The following is a 26,123-nucleotide window of genomic DNA, read 5'->3' as shown; positions in this document are numbered from 1 at the left end:
CCGGACGCGACCGTCCCAGCAGGCGGGACGGTTACGGGTTGATCCAGGCGGCCGGGGCGTCCGTCAGCCGCACCACACCCTCGGGCAGCCGGCCCGAGACGACGTCCGCGAGGGAGACGCCCTCCAGGATCTGCCGCACGTTGGCCCGCAGCGCGATCCACAGCGGGAGCAGGGCGGTGGCCGGGCCGCTGTACGACAGGTCGGGCGGGCGTACGCCCTGGACGGAGACGAGCGGGCCGTCGACGGCCCGGATGACGTCCGCGATGCTGATGCCGTCCGCCGGCCCGGCCAGCCGGTACCCGCCGTTCGCGCCGCGCCGGCTCAGCACCAGCCCTTCACGGCGCAGATCGTTGAGGATGCCTTCGAGGAACTTGCGCGGGATGCCCTGGGCGTCCGCGATGGCCTCCGTGGTGAGCGGGCAGTCCTCCGCGGCGGCGGCGAGCTGCAGCGCGGCACGCACCGCATAGTCCGCCCTGGCCGAGATCCGCATACCCGCAGTATCCCGTACGGCCGGAGCGCCCCGCCGCGGGGCGGCGGCCCGCGACACGGCGTACCGGTGCGAGCGCCGCGCCGTGCGCCCCGGGCCGGCGTGCCGCGCGGCCCGGGGCGCACACCCGACGACGGGGCGGGCGGGCCGCCCCGTCAGGCGCGGGGCGCGGGGGCGGGCACGGCGGCGGCCGAGGAACGCAGTTGCTCGATCACGTCGTCCAGGTGCGCCTCGGCGGCCCGGGCCGCCGCGGGGGCGTCGCCGCCGACCACCGCCTCGATGATGGCCAGGTGCTGCGGCAGGGACTGGGAGGGACGCCCGGGACGCAGGGCCAGCCGGAACTGGAAGCGCACCATCGGCCCGTTGAGCCGCCCGAGCTGGCGCCGGGCGACCTCCTGGCCGCTGGCCTCGATGACCAGTTCGTGCAGGCGCTGGTTGAGACCGGAGTAGGTGTCCCACGCGCCGTCCGCGACGGCCCGGCGCATGTCGGCGCCGATGCGGCCCAGCTCCGCCCGCTGCTCCGGGGTCGCCCGCACGGCCGCCTTCCGGGCGCACAGCTGCTCCAGCACCGAGCGGCATTCGGTGATCTGGACGGCTTCCTCGACGGACACCGCGCGCACCCGCGCCCCCCGGCGGGGGACGATCTCGAGGATCTCCTCGGCGGCGAGGTCCTGCAGCGCCTCACGGACGGCCCCGCGGGTCGTCCCGTAGGACTCGGCGAGGTCGTTCTCGACCAGCCGCTGCCCGGGCACGAGGTCCCCGGAGCGCAGGGCGTGCCGGATGGCCTCCGCCACGTACTCGCGGCCGGCGGCACCCGTAAGCTTGTCCGTCACTCGGCGACCTCTTCCGTCGTCTCTCCGTCGTCTTCCATCGGCGGCTCCCGCAGGCAGAACCCTAATGTGCGGGCCGGGCGCGGCCCTATCAGGATCCCACAGGTTGGCAATTTCATCGAAACATCTTGTCAACAATCTCGTTGATGATTTAGCTTCCTCAGCACGTTCCCCGTTCACGAAGGAGTGGTCATGCCTGCCGTAGCAGCCGTCCGGGTCCCCGAGGTCACCGGCCGGGGTTCCCAGACGGCGATTCCCTGCCTGTTCATGCGGGGCGGTACGTCGCGCGGGCCCTTCTTCGACGCGCGGCTGCTGCCCGGCGACCCCGGTGTACGGGACGCCGTCCTGCTGGCGGCGCTCGGCTCACCGGATCCGCGGCAGATCGACGGCATCGGCGGGGCGCACCCCCTGACCAGCAAGATCGGCATGGTCCGCCCGGCCACCGGGGCCGGCGCCGACCTGGAGTGGACCTTCGCCCAGGTGCAGCCCGGCGGGGACGTGGTCGACACCTCGTCGAACTGCGGGAACATGCTCGCCGCCGTGCTGCCGTTCGCCGTCGAGACCGGCATGGTGGTGCCCACCGGCGACCGCACCACGGCCCGCGTGCTGACGCGCAACACCGGCATGGTCGCCGAGATCACCGTCGCCACCCCGGCCGGCCCCTCCGGCGTCCGGCACGTCGCGTACGACGGTGCGGCCCGCATCGACGGCGTCCCCGGCACCGCCGCGCCGGTCGAGATCGGTTTCCTGGACACCGCGGGCTCGGTCGCCGGGTCCCTGCTGCCGACCGGGCGCGTGCGGGACACCGTCGAGGTGCCCGGCGTGGGAGCCGTCGACGTCACCCTGATCGACAACGGCCAGCCCCTGGTGATCGTGGCGGCCGGGCGGCTGGGCGCCACCGGGTACGAGACGCCCGCGGAGATCGACGCCGACGAAGGGCTCAGGGCCCGGGTGGAGGCGCTGCGCCTGGTGTGCGGCCACGCCATGGGCCTGGGCGACGTCACCGGGCGGAACTACCCGAAGATGACGCTGGTGGCGCCCCCGCGCGACGGCGGGACCCTGTCCACCCGCAGCCTCATCCCGCGGGTCTGCCACCAGTCCATCGGTGTGCTGGCCGCCGTCACGGCCGCCACCGCCTGCGTGATCGAGGGCACCGTCGCCCGCGACGTGGCCGCCGCCCCGTCCGGCCCGGAGCCCACCGTCTCCGTCGAGCACCCGTCCGGTGAGTTCAGCGTCACCCTGGGACGCGACCCGGACGACCCTCGGAGGGTCACGCGCTCCGCGCTGCTGCGCACCGCCCGCCTCCTCATGGCCGGCGACCTCCTCGTCCCCCGTTCCGTCTGGGACCCCGCCCCCCTCGCTCAGGAGAAGTCCGCGTGATCATCGACATCCACGGCCACTACACGACGGCGCCCGCCCCGCTCGGGCAGTGGCGTGACGCCCAGGTCGCCGCGCTCACCGACCCGGTGCGGGCACCCGACCCGGCCGGGCCCGTCATCAGCGACGACCGGATCCGGGAGTCGATCGAGACCAACCAGCTGCGGCTGATGGACGAGCGCGGCATCGACGTCACCGTCTTCTCCCCCCGCGCCTCGTTCATGGCCCACCACATCGGTGACTTCGCGACGTCCTCGGCCTGGGCCCGCATCTGCAACGACCTGTGCCACCGCGTCTGCGAGCTGTACCCCAGCCGTTTCGTCCCCGGGGCGATGCTGCCGCAGTCGCCCGGGGCGGACCCGGCCACCGTGGTCCCGGAGATCGAACGGGCCGTCCGGGACCTCGGCGCGGTCACCGTCAACCTCAACCCCGACCCGAGCGGCGGCCACTGGACCGCTCCCCCGCTGACCGACCGCTCCTGGTACCCGGTGTGGGAGAAGCTCGTCGAGCTGGACGTGCCGGCCATGGTGCACGTCTCCACCTCCTGCAACCCGGCCTTCCACACCACCGGGGCGCACTACCTCAACGCCGACACCACCGCCTTCATGCAGCTGCTGGCCGGCGACCTGTTCACCGACTTCCCCGGGCTGCGCCTGGTGATCCCGCACGGCGGCGGAGCCGTGCCGTACCACTGGGGCAGGTTCCGCGGCCTGGCGCAGGCGCTCGGCAGGCCCGAACCGGAGGAGTCGCTGCTGCGCAACGTCTACTTCGACACCTGTGTCTACCACCAGCCCGGCATCGACCTGCTGCTCGACGTGATCCCCGTCGGCAACGTCCTCTTCGCCTCCGAGATGGTCGGCGCCGTCCGCGGCGTCGACCCGCGCACCGGTCACCACTTCGACGACACCCGCCGCTACGTCGAGGCGGCGGGCCTGTCCGCCGAGGACCTGGCAGCGGTCCAGGAGGGCAACGCCCGGCGGGTCTACCCGCGGCTGGACGCGCGCCTGACCGCCCAGGGCCGTTGAACCCACCCCCACCCCTCCCCCGGAACCAGGAGCCCCACCATGCACCACCTCGGAGTCGTCCACCGGAACATCGACCGGGCCGACCCCGCGGCCGTCGAGGCGCTGTCGCGGTTCGGGGTCGCGACCGTGCACGAGGCCATGGGCCGCCTCGGTCTGATGCGCCCCTACATCCGGCCCGTCTACGAGGGCGCGAGGCTCTGCGGCACCGCCGTCACGGTGCTGCTCCAGCCCGGCGACAACTGGATGCTGCACGTGGCCGCCGAGCAGGTCCGCGAGGGCGACGTCGTGGTCGCGGGCTGCACCACCGAGAGCGAGGACGGCTTCTTCGGGGAGCTGCTCGCCACCTCGCTGCGGGCCCGCGGCGCCGGCGGGCTGGTGATCGACGGCGGCTGCCGTGACGTCGACGACCTGCGCCGGATGGACTTCCCCGTCTTCGCCCGCGCCGTCAACGCCAAGGGCACCGTCAAGGCCACCCTCGGTTCGGTGAACGTGCCCGTGGTCGTCGCCAACGCGCTGGTCGAGCCCGGTGACGTGATCGTCGCCGACGCCGACGGCGTCGTGGTCGTGCCCGCCGCCCGGGCCGCCGAGGTCGCCGAGGCGTCCGCGCGGCGCGAGGCCGCCGAGGAGGGCAAGCGGGAGCGGTTCCGGGCCGGCGAGCTGGGCCTCGACATGTACGCGATGCGCGAGCCCCTGGCCGCGCTCGGCCTGACCTACGTCGACTGACGTCCCGAGGAGCACTTCCCATGAACGACCAGGCCTTCACGGTCACCCCCGGCTGGCTCGACTGGTACCGCGGCCCCGGCAGGCCCGACTTCGTCCTGCCGCCCGGGACGGTGGACGCCCACTGCCACGTCTTCGGCCCCGCCGCCGAGTTCCCGTTCGCCCCCGAGCGCAAGTACACGCCGGTCGACGCCTCCAAGCACGACCTGTTCGCGCTGCGGCACCACCTCGGCGTCGCCCGCAACGTCATCGTGCAGGCCACCTGCCACGGGGCCGACAACAGCGCCCTGGTGGACGCCCTGCTCACGGCCGGCGACCTGGCCCGCGGTGTGGCGACGGTCCGGCCCGACGTCGGCGACGAGGAGCTGCGGCGCCTGCACGAGGCCGGTGTGCGCGGGGTGCGCTTCAACTTCGTGCGGCGTCTGGTGGACGCGGCGCCCACCGAGGCACTGGAGACCATCGCCCGCCGGATCGCGCCGCTGGGCTGGCACGTCGTCCTGTACTTCGAGGCGGCCGACCTGCCCGATCTGGAAGGATTCTTCGCCTCCCTCCCGGTGCCGCTCGTCATCGACCACATGGGGCGCCCCGACGTCACCCGCAGCGCGGACGGGCCCGAGTTCGCCCGCTTCCTGCGGTTCGTGGACGCGGGCGACGTCTGGGTGAAGGTCTCCTGCCCCGAGCGGCTGACCGTCTCCGGGCCGCCCGCCCTGGACGGGGAGCGGAACGCCTACCGGGACGTCGTGCCGTTCGCGCGCAAGGTCGTCGAGGAGTTCACCGACCGCGTGCTCTGGGGCACCGACTGGCCCCACCCGAACCTCAAGGACCACATGCCCGACGACGGCCTGCTGGTCGACCACATCCCGCACGTGGCGACCACGCCGGCCCGGCAGCGGGCCCTGCTGGTCGACAATCCCATGCGTCTGTACTGGCCCGAAGAGGCCCGCTGACGTCACCCCGGTCCGGTGCCCTCGCCGGGACCCCCATTTCCAGGAGCGTGCAGTGCAGCACATCCGCACCACCAACGCGGCGAACCGGCTCGACCGGCTGCCGATCACCAAGTTCCACAGGACCACCCTCCTCGCGGTGGCGTTCGCCTACTTCTTCGAGTTCGCGGACATCAACACCTTCGCCATCACGGCACCGGTGGTGCGCGAGCAGTGGGGCGCCGAGGTCAACCACGTCGCGTACGTGACGTCGTTGTCCTTCGTGGGCATGTTCATCGGCGCGATCGTCGCCGGCGGGCTGGCCGACCGGCTGGGACGCAGGCGCACCCTGACCGCGACCACCCTGTGGTTCACGGCCTGGTCGTTCGCGTGCGTCTTCGCCTGGGACATCTGGTCCCTCGGTGTCTTCCGCGTACTCACCTCGGCGGGTCTGTCCGCGATGACCGTCGTCGCCGTCGTGTACATCAGCGAGCTGTTCCCCAGCGCCAAGCGCGGCAAGTACCAGGCGTACGCCATCGTCATCGGCATCTGCGGCACCCCCGTCACCAACCTCATCGCCTCGGCGGTGGTGCCGATGTCCGACTGGTCGTGGCGGCTGGTCTACCTGTGGGGTTCGCTCGGCGTGCTGTTCCTGCTGTTCGTGCGCAAGCTCGAGGAGTCCCCGCAGTGGCTGGAGTCCCGCGGCCGGCACGAGGAGGCGGAGGCCGTCCTGGCGCGCATCGAGGCGGGCGCGGTCGCCGAGCACGGCGAACTGCCCGCCGCGCGGCAGCCCGAGCCGCAGGGCCCGGCCGTCAAGCCCGGGCTGGGGATGCTCAAGGACAGGAAGTTCCTGTACCCGACGCTCCTGCTGTCGGTCCTGTGGATCACCCAGACCATCGGCTTCTTCGGCTACTCCAGCTGGGCCCCCACGCTGCTCGCCGCCGAGGGGGTCAGCGTCGAGGACTCGATCTTCTACGTCGCCCTCACGACGGTCGGGGCGCCCCTCGGTTCCTTCCTCGCGGCGATGGTCACCGACCGGTTCGAACGCAAGTGGTGCCTGGTGGTCTTCGGGCTGGTCATCGCCGCGTCCGGACTGATGTACGGCCTGACGTTCACCCCGGTGCTCATCGTCGTCTTCGGCTTCCTGGTCAACCTCTTCGAACGCGGCTACACCGCCCTGGCGTACGCCTACTCCCCCGAGTTGTTCAACACGAACGGCCGCTCGCTGGGCACCAGCATCGCCTACGGCCTGGGACGCCTGTCGAACGCGGTGGGCCCGCTGATGATCGCCGGCATCTACAACGGCGTCGGCTACGAGGCGGTCTTCATGTTCATCGCCGGCACCTGGACCGTCGGCGCCATCGTGCTGGCCCTCTTCGGACCGGCCACCCGCCGCAAGCGCCTGGCCACCGAGGCCGAGGCCCGGGCGCACTCCGTGCCCGCTGCTTCCTGACACCGCACCGCCGGCCACGCGGGGTCCGCCGTCGGACAGGCGGGCCCCGCACCGTCGTCTCCGCGCGCCGAACGCCTCCGGTCACCCGGCAGGCATCTCAGCGACCCGCGGGCGCAGGCTTCCGCCGGGGACAGCAGCACCGGCCGCACGTCGTGGGCACGGGGTGCTCGCGCGGCGGCGCGTGCGCATCCGGCGGGCCGGTCCCCGCCGGACGTCACCGCTCGCCCGCGAGATCGAGATCCCCCGTGCTCCTCCCGGTCACGCCGTCGGTGCTCCGGGGACGCCGCCAGGGGTGCGCGATCGGGCCCGAGACCGCCCGCCACCACGCCTCCCCCGGCAGGTGCCCCGCCGGCTCGAACGGCTCGCCCGGCCGCGGGAACGCCACCGCCTGGCCCGCCTCCTCGGCCGCGTCCCGTATCCACTCCCCCGGCTCCGCCCACGCGTGCGGCGCCAGGTTGAAGGTGCCCCAGTGGATGGGGAGCAGGACACCGGCCGGCGCGCCGCCCTGGAGGTCGAGGTGTGACCGTACGCCCTCCTCGGGCGTCATGTGGATGTCCGGCCAGAAGTCCGAGTACGCGCCGACCTGGATCATCGTCACGTCGAACGGGCCGTGAGCGGCGCCGATCTCCGCGAAGCCGCCGAAGTAGCCCGTGTCACCGCTGTGGTAGACGCGGTGCTCCCCACCGGTGACGACCCAGGAGGCCCAGAGGGTGTGCTGGGTGTTGCGCAGGCCGCGGCCGCAGAAGTGGCGGGCCGGGGCGGCCGTGAGGGTGAGTCCGCCCACCTTCGTCGTCTCGTGCCAGTCCAGCTCGCGCAGCCGGTCCGCCGGCACGCCCCAGTGCTCCAGGTGCGCGCCCACCCCGAGGGGTACGGAGAACAGGGTGTCCGTGCCGGCCAGCGCCTTGATCGTGGGCAGGTCCAGGTGGTCGTAGTGGTCGTGGGAGATGACGACCACGTCGACCGGGCCGAGCGCCGCCGGCGGGAGAGGCGCCGGGTGCAGCCGGCGGGGTCCGGCGAAGGGGAAGGGCGAGCAGCGTTCGCCCCAGACGGGGTCGAACAGGACGCGGTGGCCGTCGATCTCCGCGAGGACCGAGGAGTGGCCCATCCAGGTCACGCGCAGCCCCGTGGCGGGCGGCCGGGAGATGTCGGCGAGGGTGGTGGGGTGCACGGGGATGTCGCCGTGCGGGGTGCGGCGCGCGCGGCTCTCCTTGTCGAAGTACACCTTCGCCAGGTCACGCGCCGAGCCCGAGGGGCGCGTCCGGGTGGGACCGCCCGGGTTCTGGAACACGCCGTCCTCGAAGTGCGGGGACCTGCGGATGCGGGCCATGCGCTCGCCGCCGGGGTCCGCGCCGAAGCCCGTGGGCCGCAGGGAGCGGAGCTTGGGGCTGCGGAAAGGGGAACCGGCCACGGTACCTCCAGGTGGAGTCGTTCAGACATTCCATTATGGGGTGCCGGTACGACACCGTGGTGCCGGTCACTGCCGACGGCCGCGGGCCGGCTCGCGCACCATCAACCCCCGGCGGGGCGCAGGGCCACGCAGCCGGCGAGGGCACCCTCGACGTCGGTCGCGGCCGCCGGCCGCATGCCCCGGTCCCCCGTGATCACCGGTCCGCCGCGCGGAGCCTCAGGCCACGGAGGCGATCCGCACCTTGATGTCGCCCGGTGACAGCGTGCCCTTGGCGATCACGTGGTCGCCCGAGGACTCGCCGCGCAGCCGGCGGCCGATCCACGGCACCAGGTACTCACGGGCCCACTGGACGTTGTCCCGGCGGACCTCCAGGGCGCCGCGGGGCGGCAGCTGCGGCCAGGGCTGCTCCGGGTCGGCGGGGACCTCCAGGCCGAGGGCGAGTCCGGCGCGGAGCGCCACCCGGGTGTGTCCCTCGGGCGACAGGTGCAGCCGGTCGGCGTCCCAGGCCCTGCGGTCCTGGACGCTCTTGAGGGACCACAGGTCCAGCACCGGGCAGCCGTAGCGGTCGGCGACGGCCCGCACGTGTCCGTTGTAGGTGGCGATCTTGCCGCGCAGGTGCTTCAGGACGGGGACGCCGCGGGTGTCGAACCCGGTCGTCACCAGTACGGTGCCGGACACGGCCGTGAGCGCGGCGATCGCCCGCTCGAAACGCTCGGCCACCTCGTCGGGGTCGGAGCCCGGACGCAGGATGTCGTTGCCGCCCGCACAGAAGGAGACCAGATCGGGGGCGAGTTCCGCGGCCCTGGGGACCTGGTCCGCAACGATCTGGTCCAACAGCTTCCCGCGCACGGCGAGATTGGTGTACTCGAAGGCTCCCTCGGGCCTCAGGTCGGCGAGCAGGACGGCGAACCGGTCGGCCCAGCCGACGAACGCCCCGTCGGGTCCGGGGTCGCCGACGCCCTCGGTGAAACTGTCCCCCACCGCCACGTACGACCCGATCACTCTTCTGCTCTCATTCTTCGAATCGGCTGCCACAGGTGGCCATGATTCACCTTCGAATGTGACCTACGCGACCGTAGGCAGGGGTTGACGTGCGGTGAGATAAGCCACTCCCGCTTGCCGGCGTTTTCCGGAATGCGCCGAAGGCCGGCCCCGGGGGTGGGAGCCGGCCTTCGGCGCGCGTGTCAGGAAGGTCGCCGCAGGGGTCAGATGGAGACGCCCTTCGAGCGGAGGTAGGAGACCGGGTCCACGTCCGAGCCGTAGTTCGGGGTGGTGCGGATCTCGAAGTGGAGGTGCGGGCCGGTCGAGTTGCCGGTCGAACCGGAGAGGCCGACCTGCTGGCCGCCGCTCACGCTCTGGCCGGCCGAGACGGACAGCGAGGACAGGTGGGCGTACTGGGCGTAGTGGCCGTCGGCGAGCTTGATGACGACCTGGTTGCCGTACGCGCCGGCCCAGCCCGCGGAGACGACCGTGCCGGAGCCGACGGCCTTCAGGGAGGTACCGGTCGGGACGGCGAAGTCGACACCCGTGTGGTAGCCGCTGGACCACATGCTGCCGGACGCCTTGTAGGCGGTGCCGAGGCTGCCGCCGGGCACCGGGGAGCTGTAGCCGGAGGCGGCCTGGTTCGCGGTCGTCTGCGTGGACGCCTGCGGGGCGGTCCGCTCGGACGACTGCTGCGCCGGCTTCTCGGCGGGCTTCTCGGCCTTGGGCGCGGCGGGCTTGGGCGCGGCGGGCTTCGGCGTCGCGGACTTCTTGGGGGCCTCGGCGGCCTTGCCGTCCACGGAGAGCTTCAGGCCGGGGTGGATCAGTGACGGGTCGTCACCGACGGCCTGGCGGTTGTCCGCGTAGAGCTTCTTCCAGCCACCGTCGACCTGCTCGGCCTCGGCGATCTTCGCGAGGTAGTCGCCGGCCTTGACGGTGTAGGTGCGGCTCTCACCGCTCTTCTCGGCGGAGGCCGTCTGGCCGGCGACGGACAGGGACTGGACGGTCTTCTCGGGGGCCGTCTGCGGCGTGGCGGCGTGCGCGCCGGTGGCACCGAGAAGCGGCAGGGCGAGTGCGGCGCCACCGGTTCCGGCGACGGCGATGGAGCGGGTGAAACGCTGGGCCTTGGTACGGCGGTGCTTACCCTTCGCGGGCATGACGAATTTCCTCTCCGGCGCCTACGAGGTGAGCTGTCGGGTTCGGACTGGAGATGCCCGGCCGCGCTGTCGCGCGGCTTAACCCCAAGCCGTTCCGGAGACCGGAACAGGCAGTCGTACCTGTGGGTCCCCCGCTCCTGCCGTACACGGGTCAGTGTGTGCGGGCTCCGGGCGGCGGCAGGATTAGGCGTCCGTCCGGATCGGTTGGGAACGTAAGCGACCCGGATGCGAACGGACAAGCGAGGGTTCGCCCCGGACGCTCTTTTTCGTGATCCACGGGGCGAAATGACGTCACCGAGCGTCGACCCGGATTCCTTTTCCCCCGCGAATTCCCTTGCCGCGCCCGTGAATTACGTGGGCATGGCGACAACACACCGTCACCGATATGACGATGCTCACGCGTCCCCTCCTCATCTTCTCCTCCACCGGGGCACGTTGTGACCAAAGCCCCCAATCGGGCATAAGGCGGCAGATCAGGCGATCGCGGGCACCCGTGCCCGGCGGCGCCACGCCCGCCTCACCCTCGGCCCTGCGGGGCAGGAGTACGGAGGTTCGACACGATTCGCCCATCAAGAAGCATTCGTCCGGACATGTCCCACCGTCCCGGCCTGGACGGTGGGACGGGAAGCCCCAGGACCAGTGGGATCATCGGGGCCGTAGAGCGGCGGGGTCGTGCCCGTGGACAACTCATTGCCCCAGGCAGGCAATGTCGTATCGTCGTGTGGTGCCCGTCGACGAGCCGCGGCGACGGTGCGGAGTGGGAGGAGTCCTACGTGACGCAGCAGATCCCGTCGACCGAACCGGAGCTGGCCGGAGTACGCAACTTCCGTGACGTGGGCGGCCTGCCGACCGTGGACGGACGGCGGGTGCGGCACGGGGTGCTGTTCCGCAGCGGTCACCTCGCCCACGCGACCGCGGAGGACGCCGTTTTCCTGTCCTCGCTGGGGCTGCACACGGTCTTCGACTTCCGCAACGCGGCCGACCAGAAGCTGGAGGGCGCGGACGTCGAGCTGCCGGGCGTGCGCAATGTGAACCTGCCGCTCAGCGACCCGGCGGACGGCGCCGAGTTCTGGCGGATGGTCCGCGACGGCGACCTCGACCAGTTGCGCTCGGTCCTCGCGGACGGCAAGGGCGCGGACCGGATGATCAACTCCTACCGTCTGATCATCAAGGAGCGCACCGCCGAGCACGCGCTGGTGCTGCGCTCGCTCGCCGAGGACAGCGTGCCCGCGCTGATGCACTGCGCGGCGGGCAAGGACCGCGCGGGACTGTCGGTGGCCGTGACCCTGCTCGCGCTGGGCGTCGAGCGGGACGCGATCGTCGACGACTACCTGAAGTCCAGCGCCAAGCACCGCCGCTACAAGGTGCACCGCAGCGGCGGCTCCGCCTCGGCCTACTCCCCCGAGGTGATGGAACTGCTCGACCCCCTGTTCGACGCGCGGGCCGAGTACCTGTCGGCCGCCTTCGAGACGGTCGAGGAGACCTGGGGCGGCGTGGACCCCTATCTGGAGCAGGGTCTCGGTCTCACACCGGCGGACCGGGAGCGGCTGCGCGAGCGGATGCTGGACTGAGACGGCGCCCGGCCCCCGCCGCGCGGGCCGGGCCCTACTTCTTGGGAGCCACCTCGAACAGGAGGTAGATGAAGGCCGCGAGGATGTGCCCCACCACCACGTAGATGAACAGCCGCACCCACATGGCGCGGGGCAGCTTCTCCTCGATGTCCTTGCCGGTCATGTCGCGTCTCCGTGGATCGGGCCCAGGCACAGCGCGGCCGTGGGACTCTGCAGCAGGGTGTGGACGAACAGCAGCTCGACCCCGTCGGGGTCGGATGCGGCGATACGGTGCGGGGTCAGCGAGTCGAAGTGCGCGCTGTCTCCCGGGGCGAGCCGGTGCAGGGTGTCCCCGAGCCGCAGCCGCAGCCGCCCCCTGAGGACGTACAGCCACTCCTCACCCGGATGGACGCGCACGATGTCGCCCTGGGAGCCGTGCGGCACGTGGACCCGCAGCGCCTGCATGCCGCGCCCCGGCGCACCGGCCGGCCAGTAGGTCCAGCCGCCCGCGCTGGTGGAGTCCATGTCGGCGGCGCGCACCACCGAGTCCCGGCCGGCGGCCGCCTCACCGAGCAGCTCGGATACCGTCGTACCGTAGATGCGGGCGAGGGAGAGCAGCATCGGCAGCGAGGGCTGGCGCTGCCCGGTCTCCAGACGGGAGAGGTGGGCGGGCGACAGCCCCGCGTCGCGGGCGGCGACCTCCAGGGTGAGGGAGGCCCGTCGCCGCAGGGCGCGCAGTTGCGGCGCGACCGCGGGGAGCGCGTCGGCCGGCTGGGCCGGCGGCTCGGACTCGGAGGAGCTCATACCTCCATTCAGCCGAACTTTTGCCCCTGTGGCAATTTTCTTGCCTGTGAGGCAAAAGTCGCGCGCTGCCGGTCAGCGGTCGGCGACCGCCTGCTTCACCAGGGTCCTGCCGAACTCCCAGATGAGTCCGCCGTCGTGCGCGTCGTCCATCACGGCCGTGAAGGCGTCCACGAACCGCTCCACGTCCGCCTCGTCGATGATCAGCGGCGGGATCAGTTTGATCACCTCCATGTGGTCCCCGGACACCTGGGTGAGGATCCGGTGCCGCTGCAGCAGCGGCACGACCACCATCTGCGCGAAGAGGCCCCTGCGGGCGGCCTGCAGCATGGTCCAGCGCGAGCGCAGCCGCAGCGACCGGGGCCGCCCGAACTCGATGCCGATCATCAGGCCCCGGCCGCGGACGTCGGCGAGCAGTTCGTAGGTGTCGACGAGTGCGGTCAGCCGGGACCGCAGCAGTTCCCCGGTGGCCCGCACGCGCGCGACGATCCGCTCGTTCTCCATGACCGACAGCACCGCGAGGCCCGCCGCCATGGCCTGGGCGTTGGCCCCGAAGCTGGCCGAGTGGACCAGCACCCGGTCCATCGACGAGAAGACCTTCCTGAAGATCCAGTCCCTGCCGATGGTCGCCCCCACCGGCACGTACCCGCCGGAGAGCGCCTTGGCCACGCACACCAGGTCCGGCTCCACGCCCTCCTCGTGCTGGTAGGCGTAGAAGTCGCCGGTCCTGCCCAGCCCGGTCTGCACCTCGTCGGCGATCAGCAGGGCCTTGTGCCTGCGCAGAAGTTCCTGCGCGGCCCGCAGGTAGCCGGGCGGTGCCGCGTGCACGCCCTTGCCCTGGATCGGCTCGACGATCAGTGCGGCCACGTCGCCCCGGCGCAGTTCCCTCGCCAGGGCGTCGAGGTCCCCGAGCGGGACGGCCGTGTCCGGCAGCAGCGGGGCGAACCCGTCCCGGAAACCGGCCTCGCCGTTCACCGACAGGGAACCCGTGGTCAGGCCGTGGAAGGCGTGGTCGCAGTACAGCACGCGCGGCCGGCCGGTCGCGTACCGGGCGAACTTGAGCGCGCCTTCGACCGCTTCGGTGCCGCTGTTGCCGAAGAACACCCGGTCCAGGTGCGGGCTGTGCGCCAGCAGCCGCTCGGCCAGCAGACCGGGCAGCGGCTGGCAGTCGAAGCGGGTGAGGTCGGCGAGCGAGGCGTCCAGGACGTCGTGCAGCGCCTTGCGGACCACCGGGTGATGGCGGCCGAGGCCCATCACCCCGAAGCCGGCGAGCATGTCCAGGTGGTCGTTGCCGTCGGCGTCCCAGAAGTGGGCGCCCTCGGCGCGCTCGTAGACCCTGTCGAAGCCGATGGTGTGCAGCATGCGCGGGAGCTGGTGGTTGAGGTACCGGCTGTGCAGCTCGTAGCGCTCGGCCCCGCGCTCGGCCAGCAGCGCGCCGAGGTCGAAATCCCCGGTCTGCGACGAGTCCGACGCGGACTCCGCGGTCGTCATGCCTGGTGCTCCTGTGGGTCCTGTGACGGATGTCCGAGCTCTTCCCGCACGGCGAGGCTCGCGCCGATCCGTCCGGCGACCTCGACGGGCGTGAGGCCGATGTCCGCCAGCACCTCACCGCGCTTGGCGTGCGCGAGGAACTGGTCGGGGATGCCGAACCGGCGTACGGGTACGTCGACGTCGGCGTCGCCCAGTGCCAGCGCCACCGCCGAACCGACCCCGCCCGCACGGCTGTTGTCCTCGACGACGGCCACCAGGCGGTGCGCGGCGGCCAGCCGCGGCAGCGCCGCGTCCACGGGCTTGACCCAGCGGGGGTCGACCACCGTGCACCCGATGCCGCGCGCCTCGAGCAGTTCGGCGGCCTGGAGGCAGACGGGCGCCATCACGCCGACGGCCACCAGCAGCACCTGCGGCGACTCACCCCTGTGCAGCACGTCCATGCCGCCGACCCGGTCCAGCGCGTGGATCGCCGGGCCCACGGACTCCTTCGGGAAGCGCACGAGGGTGGGGGCGTCGTCGACGGTGACCGCCTCGCGCAGCTGGGCGCGCAGCTGGTCGGCGTCGCGGGGCGCGGCGATGCGCAGACCGGGGACGACCTGGAGGACGGACATGTCCCACATGCCGTTGTGCGAGGGCCCGTCGACGCCGGTGACACCGGCCCGGTCCAGCACGAAGGTGACTCCGCAGCGGTGCAGCGCCACGTCCATCAGCAACTGGTCGAAGGCGCGGTTGAGGAAGGTGGCGTAGACGGCGACCACCGGGTGCAGGCCGCCGGTCGCCAGGCCGGCCGCGGAGACGGCCGCGTGCTGCTCGGCGATGCCGACGTCCCACACCCGGTCCGGGAACCGCTCGGCGAAGGGGCCGAGCCCCACCGGACGCAGCATGGCGGCGGTGATCGCCACGACGTCCTCGCGTTCCTCGCCGATCCTGACGATCTCCTCGCCGAAGACGGACGTCCAGGACGGTCCGCCGGATGGGGTGAGGGGTGCGCAGGTGAGCGGGTCCATCACGCCGACGGTGTGGAAGTGGTCCTCCTCGTGGGCGAGGGCGGGTTCGTAGCCGCGGCCCTTCTCGGTGAGGCAGTGGACCAGCACGGGTCCGTGGAAGCGTCTGGCCCGGCGCAGCGCGGACTCGACGGCCTTGATGTCGTGGCCGTCGATCGGGCCGAGGTACTTCAGGCCGAGGTCCTCGAAGAGGCCCTGCGGCGCGAAGGCGTCCTTGAAGCCCTTCTTCGCGCCGTGCAGGGCCTCGTAGAGGGTGCGGCCGACCACGGGCGTGCGCTGGAGCACGTCCTTGCCCCAGGCGAGCACGCGTTCGTAGCCGTCGGTGGTGCGCAGGGTCGCGAGGTGGTTGGCGAGTCCGCCGATGGTGGGCGCGTAGGAGCGTTCGTTGTCGTTGACGACGACGATGAGCGGCCGGTCCTTGGCGGCGGCGATGTTGTTGAGCGCCTCCCAGGCCATCCCGCCGGTGAGCGCGCCGTCGCCGATCACCGCGACGACATGGCCCTTCTCCCCCTGGACCCGGCGGGCCTTGGCGAGGCCGTCGGCCCAGCCGAGGGCCGTGGAGGCGTGGCTGTTCTCGATGACGTCGTGCTCGGACTCCTCGCGGGAGGGGTAGCCGGACAGGCCGCCCTTGCCGCGCAGCTTGGAGAAGTCCTGACGTCCCGTCAGGAGTTTGTGGACGTAGCTCTGGTGTCCGGTGTCCCACAGGATGCGGTCCACGGGCGACTCGAAGACCCGGTGCAGGGCGACGGTGAGTTCCACCACTCCGAGGTTGGGTCCGAGGTGACCGCCGGTCCTGGCCACCGCGTGCACGAGGAACTCGCGGATCTCTTGGGACAGTTCATGGAGCTGTCGGTCGGACAGCGCCTTCAGGTCGTGTGGTTGCCGGATGTTCTCCAGGATCGTCACGCTCGGGCCCCCTTCGCAAGTGCCGTGGTGTTCAGCTCACGGTGACGGCCGGCTCCCCCGACGCGATGCCGTCCTTCTCCATCTGCTCGGCGATCTTCATCGCCTCCTCGATCAGCGTCTGGACGATCTTCGACTCGGGGACGGTCTTGACGACCTCGCCCTTCACGAAGATCTGCCCCTTGCCGTTGCCCGAGGCGACACCGAGGTCGGCCTCGCGGGCCTCGCCCGGACCGTTCACCACGCAGCCCATGACGGCCACGCGCAGCGGCACCTCCATGCCGTCCAGCCCGGCGGTGACCTCCTCGGCCAGCTTGTAGACGTCGACCTGGGCACGGCCGCAGGAGGGGCAGGAGACGATCTCCAGCCGCCGCTCCTTCAGCCCCAGTGACTGCAGGATCTGGATGCCGACCTTGACCTCCTCGGCCGGCGGCGCGGACAGCGACACCCGGATGGTGTCGCCGATGCCCTCACTGAGCAGGGCGCCGAAGGCGACCGCCGACTTGACCGTGCCCTGGAACGCCGGGCCGGCCTCGGTGACGCCGAGGTGCAGCGGGTAGTCGCAGGCCTCGGCGAGCATCCGGTAGGCGTTGATCATGATCACCGGGTCGTTGTGCTTGACGGAGATCTTGATGTCCCGGAAGCCGTGCTCCTCGAAGAGGGACGCCTCCCACAGGGCGGACTCGACGAGTGCCTCGGGAGTCGCCCTGCCGTACTTCTGGAGCAGGCGCCGGTCCAGCGATCCCGCGTTGACCCCGATGCGGATCGGGGTGCCGTGGTCCTGCGCGGCGCGGGCGATCTCCTTGACCTGGTCGTCGAACTGCCTGATGTTGCCGGGGTTGACGCGGACGGCGGCGCACCCGGCCTCGATGGCCGCGAACACGTACCTGGGCTGGAAGTGGATGTCGGCGATCACCGGGATCTGCGACTTGCGGGCGATGGTCGCGAGCGCGTCCGCGTCGTCCTGCGTGGGGCAGGCGACCCGGACGATCTGGCAGCCGGACGCGGTGAGTTCGGCGATCTGCTGGAGGGTGGCGCCGATGTCGCAGGTGCGGGTCGTCGTCATCGACTGCACCGACACCGGGGCGCCGCCGCCGACCGCCACCGGTCCGACCTGGATCCGCCGCGACGCACGCCGCTCGGCGAGCGGCGGCGCGGGCACCTCGGGCATGCCGAGCGAGACGGCGGTCATGGCCTCACTCCCGGTTTCCGGGGACCGTCTCGCGCAGCGCGCGCAGCGACTCCTTCAGCGAACCCATGGTGGCCAGGACGGCGGTGGGCTCGTAGCCGCAGTGCGCCATGCAGTTGGCGCAGCGCGGGTCCTTGCCGCGGCCGTACTGGTCCCAGTCGGTGTCCTCGATCAGTTCCCGGTACGTCGGCACGTAGCCGTCGCTCATCAGGTAGCAGGGGCGCTGCCAGCCGAAGAGCGAGTAGTTCGGGATCGCCCACGCGGTGCACGGGAAGTCGACCTTGCCCTCGAGGAAGTCCAGGAAGAGCGGCGAGTGGTTCAGCCGCCAGCGGCGCCGGTTGCCGCCCGCGAAGGCCTTCCTGAACAGCTCCCGGGTCTGCTCCACGCCCAGGAAGTGCTCCTGGTCGGGGGCCTTCTCGTAGGCGTAGGCGGGCGAGATCATCATCTCGTCGACGCCCAGGTCGTCGTTGAGGTAGTTCAGCACCTCGATGACGGTCTGCGGGGTGTCGGTGTTGAAGAAGGTCGAGTTGGTGGTGACCCGGAAGCCGCGCCGCTTGGCCTCCTTGATGGCCTCCACGGCCTCGTCGAAGACGCCTTCCTTCGCCACGGACTCGTCGTGCCGCTGGCGCAGCCCGTCGATGTGCACCGCGAAGGCGAAGTAGGGCGAGGGCGTGAACAGGTCCATCTTCTTGCGCATGAGCAGGGCGTTGGTGCACAGGAAGACGTACTTGCGCCTGGCCACCAGCTGGCGCGCGATCTCGTCGATCTGGGGGTGCATCAGGGGTTCGCCGCCGGCGATCGACACCATCGGCGCCCCGGACTCCAGGACGGCGCCCACGGCCTGGGCGACGGGCATCCGCTGCTTGAGCACCCCGGCCGGGTGCTGGATCTTGCCGCACCCCTCGCACTTGAGGTTGCAGGCGAAGAGCGGTTCCAGTTCGACGATGAGCGGAAACTTGTCCCGCCTGCGGAGCTTCTGTTCGGCCAAGTATGTAGCGACCTTGATGGACTGACGCAGCGGCATGGCCATCGGGCTCACCTCCTGGGGAGCAGCAAGGAACGGTGCCATTCATGGAAAGCCGGAAGGACGGAACGAAGGACACGGAAAGCCGATATTCCACCGCGGACCGTGCCGATGCGGACCAGTTCGTGTTCAGGAGCGTCCACGACCACCCGGACGGCCGCAACCGGGCGCTCGCCCGTCCGGACGGCGCTCAGAAGCGTGGCCGCCGATTCCATGTCGGCCGCGATCGCGCCGGTGGCGAGCAGATCGGACCGTTCGTGGCCGCGCACGACATGGTCCGATCCGGTGAGCGGCCCGGTGTGGACGGTGCGTCCGGGCACCGCCCGCACCAGTTCCTTCACGAGCAGCTCGGTCCCGACGCAGGGGACGGTTCCGCGCGGGTCGCGCGTCTCCCCGGCGACGACCAGGTCGCCGGGGTGCATGCCGGGCGCCAGTCCGGCGCAGAAGCCGGTGGCCAGGACGGCCGCACCCCGCAGCTCCCCGGTGGCGAGCACCCGGGTGACGGAACGCTCGGCCGCCGCCGGGCCCATGCCGGTGCGCAGGACGGTGACCGGCCCGCCCGGCCTGCCGCGTTCACGCCTGCGCAGGGCGAACTGCTCGATGCCGAGCGCGCAGGCGATCAGCAGCGGGGCCGGGGCGGGCTGGGGGGTCATCAGCCGCCCTTCGCCTCGGCGAGGGACTGCTGACCGGCGCCGGCCTTCGCCGCGGCCGGTGTCTTGCCGAAGGGCTCCCCGTGCACGTAGCGGCCGAGCGCGGTGAGCGGGAAGACCTGCCGGTAGAGGTGGTAGTTGATGGAGAAGTCCCAGGGGAAGCCGGTTCCGGTGAAGTACGGCTCGTCCCAGGAGCCGTCCTCCCGCTGGGTGGCCGCCAGCCACTCGATGCCGCGCTCGACGGCCACGGAGCCGCGCTCCCCCGCCGCCAGCAACGCCATCAGGGCCCACGCGGTCTGCGAGGCGGTGGAGGCCCCCCTGCCGCTCCACTCCCGGACGTAGCGGTAGGAGCGCAGGTCCTCGCCCCAGCCGCCGTCGTCGTTCTGCACCTTCTCCAGCCAGGCCACCGCCCGTCGGATCGCCGGGTGCGAGCCGGGCAGGCCCGCCGCGGTCAGTGCGGGGACCACGGAGCCGGTGCCGTAGAGGTAGTTGACGCCCCAGCGTCCGAACCAGGAGCCGTCGAGCTCCTGTTCGGCGAGAAGCCACTGGATGCCGCGGCGGGTGCGCGGGTCGTGGGCGAGGCCCTCGACGGCGAGCATCTCCACGACGTGGGCGGTGACATCGGCCGACGGCGGGTCGATGACCTCGCCGAAGTCGCAGAACGGCAGCCGGTTGGGGAAGGGGCTGGTGTTGTCGACGTCGAAGGCGCCCCACGCGCCGTTCTTCGACTGCATGCCGAGGTTCCAGCGGACCCCGCGCCCGATGGCGCTGTCCAGCCGTTCGGGGTCGTGGTGCTTGACCCGGCGCAGCGCGAGGACGACCTCGGCGGTGTCGTCGATGTCGGGGTAGTTGTCGTTGTGGAACTCGAACGCCCATCCGCCGGGCGGCAGATGGGGGCGGCGCACGGACCAGTCGCCGGGCCGCACGACCTGCTCACCCAGCATCCAGTCGGCGGCCCTGACCAGTTGGGGGTGGTCGGCGGGCAGGCCGGCGTCGGCCAGGGCGATGGTGGCGAGGCAGGTGTCCCACACCGGGGACTGGCAGGCCTCGATCATCCGGGCCCCGTCCTCGCGCCACACCGCGAACCGGTCCAGCGATTCCAGGCCCGCGCGCATCACCGGGTGGTTCAGGTCGTAGCCGAGCAGGTGCAGCGCGATGACCGAGTACACGGCCGGGGGCTGGATGCCGCCCCAGCAGCCGTCGTTCTCCTGCCGCTCGATGATCCAGCGGGCGGCGGTGTTCATCGCCGCCCGGCGCAGCCGGCGCGGGACCGCCCGGCGCAGGGCGTGCAGACCCTTGTCCAGGCGCTGGAAGGCGCCGTCCCAGCTCCTGACCGGCGCCAGGGTCCGGTGGGGGTTCGGCTGGTGCGGGTCGGTGTGCAGTTCGTCCAGCGGGAACGGGGCGGGGCGCACCGGCCGCTCGGCGGAGACGATCGTCAGCGGCACGATGGTCTGCCGCGCCCAGCAGCCGAAGTCGTAGATGTTGAGCGGCACCCAGGACGGGAACCAGATCAGCTCGGGCGGGAGTTCGGGCAGGTCCTCCCACTTCCACCAGCCGAAGAGGGCCAGCCAGATCCGGGTGAAGACCCGGGACGCGGCGATGCCGCCCCGGCCCCGGACCCAGGCGGAGGCTCTCGCCATGTGCGGGGCGTCGGGCGGGTCACCGGCCAGCCGCAGGGCGACGTACGCCTCGATGGTGGCGGAGAGATCACCGGGTCCGCCGTGGAAGGTGGCCCAGGTGCCGTCCTCCCGCTGCTCGCCGCGGATGAACAGGGCGGCCGCGCGGGTGGTGTCCTCGTCGCGGATGCCCAGGAACTGGCGCAGCAGCAGGTCCTCGGCGTCCATCGTGACGTTGGTCTCGAGGTCGCCCTTCCACCAGCCCTGGTCGTCCTGCCGGGACAGCAGGAAGTCGGTGGCGCGCCGCATGGCGCGGGCGGCTCTGTCGGGAACCCCGGCCGCCTCGGGGATGTCGGTGTCGTTTTCGCTGGCCGCGGTCACGCGGGACGGGAGGGCCGCCCCGGTGCTTCCGCCGGTCGTCGCTGTCATGGCTTCCCCTTCGTGCAGTCCTGCAAGCGGTGCGTCTGCTGTGGGTCCGCCGTCGGCCGGTGCCGTACTCCCCGCAACACCGGCCGGCGACTACGCGAGGGCTATTCGACCGATAGTGATCATCTCTTTCGTACGACGACGAAGTCCGCGAGCGCCGTGAACCGCTCCCGCACCCGGGCGGGCATGTCCACGGCGTCGAGGGCCTCGATGGCGATGGTGTGCTGTCGGCGTGCCTCGCCGGCGGTCCACTCGCGGCCGCCGGCCTCCTCGATGAGGGCGGCACGGGCCGCGAACTCCTCCTCGGAGAAGTTCGCGAAGTCGCTGCTCTTGGCGTCGGCCGCGAGGATCTCGCCGAGCCGCCGGGAGGCGGGGCCGTCGGCGGCGAGCGCCGCCACGACCGGGAGGGACTTCTTGCGCTGGCGCAGGTCGCTCCAGGTCTGCTTGCCGGTGGCCTCCGGGTCGCCCCAGATGCCGAGGAGGTCGTCGACGGCCTGGAAGGCGAGGCCGAGGTGGTAGCCGTACCTCTCCAGCGCGTCGGCGGTGCGGTCGTCGGCGCCGCCGAGCACCGCGCCGATGGAGCTGGCGCAGGCGAGCAGGGCGCCGGTCTTGTTGCCCTCCATCTCCAGGCACTCCTCGACGCTGACGCGGTCGCGGTGCTCGTAGGAGATGTCCTGGGCCTGGCCGTCGATCAGGGCGCGGCTCGCGGTCGCCAGCCGCCGGGCGGCGCGGCCGGCCTCGACGGTGCCGAGTTCGAGGAGCACCTCGTTGGCCAGGGCGAAGAGGGCGTCGCCGACGAGGATGGCCTGGGCGGGGCCGTGCACCTTCCAGACGGTGTCGCGGTGCCGGCGCTGCTCGTCGCCGTCCATCAGGTCGTCGTGCAGCAGCGAGAAGTTGTGGACCAGTTCGACGGCGACCGCGCCGGGGACGCCGGTCTCCGGCGCGGCACCGGTGACCTCGGCGGACAGCACCGCGAGCGCGGGGCGCACGGCCTTGCCGCCGTCGCCGTCCGCGGGCCGGCCCTGGGCGTCGATCCAGCCGAAGTGGTAGGCGGCGACCGTGTCCATGGGAGGTGCCAGGCGGTCGACGGCCGCCCGCAGTACCGGCGTGGCCAGGGTCCGCCCGCGCTCCAGGAGCGCGGCGACGTCCACCGCGGTCCTTCGAGCGGCCTGCGAGGCCGGGGGCACAGTGGGCACAGTCTCTCCTCTTGTCGCGGTACCGGGGTTGCGCGAACCTGCCGCGCCGCTCCGTTGCAGCATCAGGCCGCCTCCTCGATCGCGAAGAGGTGGCGGGGGCGGGGCCGGCCGAGGGCGCCCAGCGCGGCGTCCGCCGCGCCGACGCCGCTGCGGACCGCGCCCTCCATGGTCGCGGGCCACCCGGTGGCGGTCCACGCTCCGGCCAGGTACAGGCCGGGTGCCTTGGTGCGGGCGCCGGGCCTGAGGCGTCCGACGCCGGGTGCGGGAGCGAACGTGGCGGTGCGCTCCCGGGTGACGAAGAAGTCCTCGACCCGTGCGTCGCGGGTGCGCGGCAGCAGCCGCCGGAGTTCGGGCAGGTAGCGCTCGCGCAGCACGGCCACCGGCTCGTCGATGTCGGTCTGGGCGACCGACTGGGACACCGCCAGGTACTGGCCGCGCTCCAGTCCGGAGGCGTCGGTGCGGTCGAAGACCCACTGCACGGGGGTGCCGAGGGCCGCGAAGAAGGGGCGCGCGAGCACCGGCCGGTCGTAGATCACGTGGACGTTGAGGATCGGCGCGGTGCCGATGCCGAGGAGCCGCTCGGGGGCGTCGAGCGCGCCGGCGGGCAGCAGGTCGTACGCCTCGCGCTGCGGTACGGCGAGCACGACCGCGTCGGCCGTGATCGTCTCGCCGGGGACCCGGACGGTCCATCCTCCGTCCGCGTCCCGGGAGACGGAGGTGACCCGGGCGCGGACCTCGGTGCGCACGCCGGCCGCGTCGAGCGCCTCGCGGGCGAGCCGGTCGTGCAGGTCGCCCAGCGGCACCCGGGCCCAGCCGATGTCGGCGGCCGAGGGATCGGAGAGCAGACCGGTCCTGAACACCATCGCGGCCAGCGCGAGGGACGTGTCGTCCGCGACCGCGTTGAGGGTGGCGACCCCGACCAGGTCCCACAGGGCCTCGACGGCGCGCGCCGACTGGCCGTGCGCGGCCAGCCAGCTGCCGAAGTCCTGGTCGTCCAGGGCCGGATCGGCGAGGTCGAGTCCCTTCAGCGCGAGCGCGGCCCGGCCCACCCGGGCCCGCTCGGCGAGCGACAGGTGCGGATAGGCGGCGAGGCTGCGGCCCAGGTGCAGGGGCACCGGCAGCGCGTCGCGCCGCAGCCTGCCGAGCCGCCGCCCCTCGGGGCGCGCGAGGTCGAGCACGGGTACGTCGAGACGGTTCTGCAGCGGTGCCAGCGCCGCTCCGCCGATCCGGTCGAGGAACCAGCGGTAGGCGGTGCAGCAGCGCAGGTACACGTGCTGGCCGTTGTCGACGGTCAGGTCGCCGCGCCGGAAGGAGAAGGCGAGCCCGCCCAGGCGCGGGCGGCCCTCGAGCAGGGTGACACCCACTCCGGCGTCGGCGAGGGCGAGCGCGGCGGTGACGCCGGCGAGCCCGCCGCCGACCACGACGGCGTGCCGTCCGGCCGGAGCCGGGCCGTCCGTGCGCGGGCCCCCGGTGCGTGTGCCGTGGCTCATGTGCCCTCCCCCGCCCGGCCGGGTCGCGCGAACGGCGCGCGGCCGGCCTTCTCGGTCTGGGACGCGGCGTCGCGGCGGAGGGTTGCCCGCCGTTTACCGCCGGGGAGCGGGGTGTCCATCAGGCCCGCCTCCTGACGGTCCGCCGGGTCACGTTGCGGGTGTCCAGACCCGACAGTCCGCGCACCGCGACATAGGCCTTCTCCCTGCCGGGGAGGGAGACCCGGCCGCGCAGCACGGCCTCGGGGTCGCGCTCGATGCGGTCCAGGAGCCTGCGGTAGATGCCGGCCATGGCGGCCACGCAGGCGCCGCTGCGCCGGTCGAGCATGGGCAGCAGACGGTAGCCCTCGGCGAAGAGGGCGCGGGCCCTGCGCACCTCGAAGTGGACCAGGCCCGCGAAGTCGGAGCCCTCCGGTGGGGTCGGCCCGGCGAATCCGGCGGAGCAGCCGAACTTGGCGAGGTCGTCCGCGGGCAGGTAGGTGCGTCCGCCCTCGGCGTCCTCCCGGACGTCCCGGAGGATGTTGGTGAGCTGGAGCGCGAGCCCCAGCGTGTCGGCGTACTCGGCGGCGCGCTCGGAACCGCGCGCGCCGGGTTCGGTGCCGAACACGCCGAGCGAGAGCCTGCCGATGGCCCCCGCGACGCAGCGGCAGTAGACCTTGAGGTCGTCCCAGGTCTCGTACGTCTCGCCGCGTACGTCCATCTGGACGCCGTCGATGAGTTCGTCCAGGCCGCCGAGCGGGATCGGGAAGCGCGCGGCGGCGTGCGCGAGGGCGACGGCGACCGGGTCGGTGTCGTCCTCCTCGACCGCTCCGTCACGGATCCGCGAGAGCAGCGCCCTGGTGTCCTCCAGCCGGGCGACCTTGACGTCGTCCGCGAGAGCGCCGTCGCCGATGTCGTCGACCCGCCGGGAGAACGCGTACAGCGCCGACATCGCCCGCCGTTCCGGCGTGGGCAGCAGCCGGATGCCGTAGGCGAAGTTGCGTGCCTGCTGTCCGGTGACGGTCTCGCAGTAGCTGTAGGCGGCGAGTACCGGTGCGGACGCGAGTGAGTGCGACTCCACGGTCCGGATCACTCCTTTCCTCGCAGAGTCACGCCCGCCTCGCGCAGCAGCTGGATCCTGCCGGGCTTGGGCGGGCCGGGAAGTACGTCGTATTCGGCGGCGGCGATCGCGCGGACGGCCGCCCTTCCTCCCGCCACGAACCCCGCGAGCAGCAGCCTGAGCCTGCCGTGGACGCTGCGCACCAGGGGCGCGCCCTCGTCCAGCAGGTCCAGGGCGCGTTGCGCCTGGTACGCGACGAGCGCGCGCACCGACGCGCCGGCGGTGGGTGCGGCGAGGTCCGCCTCCTCGACACGGAAGAGCTTCATGTCCGAGGCGGGCAGGTAGACGCGGTCGCGGCCGAGGTCCTCGGCGACGTCCTGGAGGTGCTCGACGATCTGCAGGGCCGTGCAGATCGCGTCGGAACGGCGGATCCGCTCCGGGGTGGCGGTCCCGGTGACGGCGAGCACCAGCCGGCCGACCGGATTGGCCGACAGTTCGCAGTAGGCGAGCAGGTCGTCGTAGGTCTCGTAGCGCTTGACGAGCTGGTCCTGGCGGTTGGCGGCGATCAGGCCGAGGAAGGGCTCGGGGGTCAGCGCGTGACGGCGGACCGTCGGCAGCAGCCGCAGCAGCAGCGGATGGCGGGGCTGCGGGCCGGCCGGGTCGAACACCCGGCGCAGGTCGGCCTCGAAGGCGTCCAGCATGACCAGCCGGTTCTCGGCCTCGTCCGCGGGGACTCCGAGGAGCCGCGCGTCGGCACCGCCGGGTGCCAGGTCGCCGTCGCCGATGTCGTCGACCAGACGGGCGAAGCCGTACACGGCCATGAGGTCCTCGCGCCAGGACCTGGGCAGGAAGAAGGGGGCGACGGGGAAGTTCTCGGCGGCGGCCTTGTCCAGCGTGGCCCGCTCGACGCCGGCGGGGCGCGCCGCGGCGGTGGGCGTCATCGCGGACTGCCCGGGGCGGGGACGGCACACGCTGCGTTCAGCCGGGGAGTCTCCGTAGCCATTGCCGTCACATCTCCCGTTCTACACTGCTGACCCAATACGCACTATTTCGGACACGCCGCCCAGGTTTCCGCCTGGCGGTACCGCTGGATGATGACGGGCATTATGGCCCTGATTGCCGCCTTTCGGGACCGCTACAGCTTACGTTGTACAACGCGGTGCGCATCGTCGGGGGTCTCCGGGCACCACGGCGACGCGCCGGACGGCACCAGGATTCCTCGACGACGGCGGCAAGTGACGCCGCCTTTGCAAACGCCCGGGGCGGCCGGACAGTTCCGGCGGAGCGCGGAACCCGAATGCGGACGGCCCCGGCTACTTCCCCGTGAACTTCTCGTATTCCTTGAGCACCTCGTCGGTCGGCCCGTCCATGCGCAGCTCACCGCGT

Annotated in this window: 24 protein-coding genes and 1 riboswitch; of the genes, 6 read left to right on the top strand and 18 right to left on the bottom strand. The window is 72.4% G+C overall.

The genetic code is table 11. The features are described 5' to 3' along the window. Positions 1-31: 31 nt before the first annotated feature. Positions 32-490, bottom strand: coding sequence for an RrF2 family transcriptional regulator (locus IE172_RS31010; protein WP_190100665.1), 459 nt, complete (start codon positions 488-490; stop codon positions 32-34). A gap of 152 nt (positions 491-642) precedes the next feature. Beyond that, positions 643-1,320 carry a GntR family transcriptional regulator gene (locus IE172_RS31005; protein WP_190100664.1) on the bottom strand — a complete coding sequence of 226 codons (678 nt, stop codon included), beginning with the start codon at positions 1,318-1,320 and terminating at the stop codon, positions 643-645. A 189-nt stretch (positions 1,321-1,509) separates the two neighbouring features. On the opposite strand from IE172_RS31005, the gene IE172_RS31000 reads away from it, so the two are divergent. The 5 genes from IE172_RS31000 to IE172_RS30980 are packed head-to-tail and all read left to right on the top strand — an operon-like array spanning position 1,510 to position 6,815. Continuing rightward, positions 1,510-2,697, top strand: a complete 1,188-nt coding sequence (locus IE172_RS31000; protein ID WP_190100663.1) for a 4-oxalomesaconate tautomerase — start codon at positions 1,510-1,512, stop codon at positions 2,695-2,697. Further along, positions 2,694-3,719, top strand: a complete 1,026-nt coding sequence (locus tag IE172_RS30995; protein WP_190100662.1) for an amidohydrolase family protein — start codon at positions 2,694-2,696, stop codon at positions 3,717-3,719. Before IE172_RS31000 ends, IE172_RS30995 begins: the two co-directional genes overlap by 4 nt. Positions 3,720-3,758: 39 nt before the next feature. Continuing rightward, positions 3,759-4,442 carry a 4-carboxy-4-hydroxy-2-oxoadipate aldolase/oxaloacetate decarboxylase gene (ligK, locus tag IE172_RS30990; RefSeq protein ID WP_190100661.1) on the top strand — a complete coding sequence of 228 codons (684 nt, stop codon included), beginning with the start codon at positions 3,759-3,761 and terminating at the stop codon, positions 4,440-4,442. A gap of 20 nt (positions 4,443-4,462) precedes the next feature. After that, a complete protein-coding gene (locus IE172_RS30985) occupies positions 4,463-5,386 on the top strand; it encodes an amidohydrolase family protein (RefSeq protein WP_190100660.1) in 924 nt (307 codons plus the stop codon). A gap of 52 nt (positions 5,387-5,438) precedes the next feature. Beyond that, positions 5,439-6,815, top strand: a complete 1,377-nt coding sequence (locus IE172_RS30980; protein ID WP_190100659.1) for an MFS transporter — start codon at positions 5,439-5,441, stop codon at positions 6,813-6,815. A gap of 214 nt (positions 6,816-7,029) precedes the next feature. On the opposite strand, the gene IE172_RS30975 is transcribed toward IE172_RS30980, so the two are convergent. The 3 genes from IE172_RS30975 to IE172_RS30965 form a co-directional block, all read right to left on the bottom strand. Continuing rightward, a complete protein-coding gene (locus IE172_RS30975; protein WP_190100744.1) occupies positions 7,030-8,142 on the bottom strand; it encodes an MBL fold metallo-hydrolase in 1,113 nt (370 codons plus the stop codon). Positions 8,143-8,439: 297 nt separating this feature from the next. Beyond that, positions 8,440-9,225 (bottom strand): SGNH/GDSL hydrolase family protein, encoded by a 786-nt coding sequence (locus IE172_RS30970; protein ID WP_190100658.1) that lies wholly within the window; start codon positions 9,223-9,225, stop codon positions 8,440-8,442. Between the two features lie 203 nt (positions 9,226-9,428). Next, positions 9,429-10,361, bottom strand: a complete 933-nt coding sequence (locus IE172_RS30965; RefSeq protein WP_190100657.1) for a M23 family metallopeptidase — start codon at positions 10,359-10,361, stop codon at positions 9,429-9,431. A gap of 3 nt (positions 10,362-10,364) precedes the next feature. Continuing rightward, positions 10,365-10,528, bottom strand: a riboswitch (cyclic di-AMP (ydaO/yuaA leader). A 606-nt stretch (positions 10,529-11,134) separates the two neighbouring features. Between IE172_RS30965 and IE172_RS30960 the strand changes: the two genes are divergently transcribed. Further along, positions 11,135-11,932 (top strand): tyrosine-protein phosphatase, encoded by a 798-nt coding sequence (locus tag IE172_RS30960; RefSeq protein ID WP_190100656.1) that lies wholly within the window; start codon positions 11,135-11,137, stop codon positions 11,930-11,932. A gap of 34 nt (positions 11,933-11,966) precedes the next feature. Here IE172_RS30960 and IE172_RS30955 read toward each other — a convergent pair whose 3' ends face one another. The 13 genes from IE172_RS30955 to hpnC all read right to left on the bottom strand — a co-directional run bounded on the left by IE172_RS30955 (position 11,967) and on the right by hpnC (position 25,678). Continuing rightward, positions 11,967-12,095 (bottom strand): DUF6126 family protein, encoded by a 129-nt coding sequence (locus tag IE172_RS30955; RefSeq protein ID WP_190100655.1) that lies wholly within the window; start codon positions 12,093-12,095, stop codon positions 11,967-11,969. After that, the gene (locus IE172_RS30950; protein WP_190100654.1) at positions 12,092-12,715 is read right to left on the bottom strand and encodes a helix-turn-helix domain-containing protein; all 624 of its coding nucleotides are present in this window, start codon (positions 12,713-12,715) and stop codon (positions 12,092-12,094) included. The genes IE172_RS30955 and IE172_RS30950 overlap by 4 nt, the downstream gene beginning before the upstream one ends. Before the next feature lie 72 nt (positions 12,716-12,787). Then, complete coding sequence (locus tag IE172_RS30945; RefSeq protein WP_190100653.1) at positions 12,788-14,203, bottom strand: aspartate aminotransferase family protein; 1,416 nt, start codon at positions 14,201-14,203, stop codon at positions 12,788-12,790. Then, positions 14,200-16,113 carry a 1-deoxy-D-xylulose-5-phosphate synthase gene (gene dxs, locus IE172_RS30940; protein WP_190100652.1) on the bottom strand — a complete coding sequence of 638 codons (1,914 nt, stop codon included), beginning with the start codon at positions 16,111-16,113 and terminating at the stop codon, positions 14,200-14,202. The genes IE172_RS30945 and dxs overlap by 4 nt, the downstream gene beginning before the upstream one ends. Positions 16,114-16,144: 31 nt before the next feature. Then, complete coding sequence (ispG, locus tag IE172_RS30935) at positions 16,145-17,302, bottom strand: flavodoxin-dependent (E)-4-hydroxy-3-methylbut-2-enyl-diphosphate synthase (protein ID WP_190100651.1); 1,158 nt, start codon at positions 17,300-17,302, stop codon at positions 16,145-16,147. A 4-nt stretch (positions 17,303-17,306) separates the two neighbouring features. Beyond that, on the bottom strand, positions 17,307-18,329 hold the full coding sequence (gene hpnH / locus IE172_RS30930; RefSeq protein ID WP_190100650.1) for an adenosyl-hopene transferase HpnH: 1,023 nt from the start codon (positions 18,327-18,329) through the stop codon (positions 17,307-17,309). A 5-nt stretch (positions 18,330-18,334) separates the two neighbouring features. After that, the gene (locus IE172_RS30925; RefSeq protein WP_190100649.1) at positions 18,335-18,976 is read right to left on the bottom strand and encodes a 5'-methylthioadenosine/S-adenosylhomocysteine nucleosidase family protein; all 642 of its coding nucleotides are present in this window, start codon (positions 18,974-18,976) and stop codon (positions 18,335-18,337) included. After that, the gene (gene shc, locus IE172_RS30920) at positions 18,976-21,018 is read right to left on the bottom strand and encodes a squalene--hopene cyclase (protein WP_190100648.1); all 2,043 of its coding nucleotides are present in this window, start codon (positions 21,016-21,018) and stop codon (positions 18,976-18,978) included. The genes IE172_RS30925 and shc overlap by 1 nt, the downstream gene beginning before the upstream one ends. Positions 21,019-21,137: 119 nt before the next feature. Then, the gene (locus IE172_RS30915; protein ID WP_190100743.1) at positions 21,138-22,202 is read right to left on the bottom strand and encodes a polyprenyl synthetase family protein; all 1,065 of its coding nucleotides are present in this window, start codon (positions 22,200-22,202) and stop codon (positions 21,138-21,140) included. A gap of 71 nt (positions 22,203-22,273) precedes the next feature. After that, positions 22,274-23,701 carry a hydroxysqualene dehydroxylase HpnE gene (gene hpnE / locus IE172_RS30910; protein ID WP_190100647.1) on the bottom strand — a complete coding sequence of 476 codons (1,428 nt, stop codon included), beginning with the start codon at positions 23,699-23,701 and terminating at the stop codon, positions 22,274-22,276. Then, positions 23,698-23,820 carry a DUF6380 family protein gene (locus tag IE172_RS35390; RefSeq protein ID WP_355930128.1) on the bottom strand — a complete coding sequence of 41 codons (123 nt, stop codon included), beginning with the start codon at positions 23,818-23,820 and terminating at the stop codon, positions 23,698-23,700. Before IE172_RS35390 ends, hpnE begins: the two co-directional genes overlap by 4 nt. Further along, a complete protein-coding gene (hpnD, locus tag IE172_RS30905; protein ID WP_190100646.1) occupies positions 23,820-24,770 on the bottom strand; it encodes a presqualene diphosphate synthase HpnD in 951 nt (316 codons plus the stop codon). The genes IE172_RS35390 and hpnD overlap by 1 nt, the downstream gene beginning before the upstream one ends. Beyond that, positions 24,767-25,678, bottom strand: coding sequence for a squalene synthase HpnC (hpnC, locus tag IE172_RS30900; RefSeq protein WP_190100645.1), 912 nt, complete (start codon positions 25,676-25,678; stop codon positions 24,767-24,769). The genes hpnD and hpnC overlap by 4 nt, the downstream gene beginning before the upstream one ends. Between the last annotated feature and the right edge of the window lie 445 nt (positions 25,679-26,123).

This window comes from Streptomyces griseoflavus, from assembly GCF_014649995.1.
Lineage (GTDB): Bacteria > Actinomycetota > Actinomycetes > Streptomycetales > Streptomycetaceae > Streptomyces > Streptomyces griseoflavus.
Note: the sequence above shows the minus strand (reverse complement) of the source record. Positions and strands in the feature narration are given on the sequence as shown.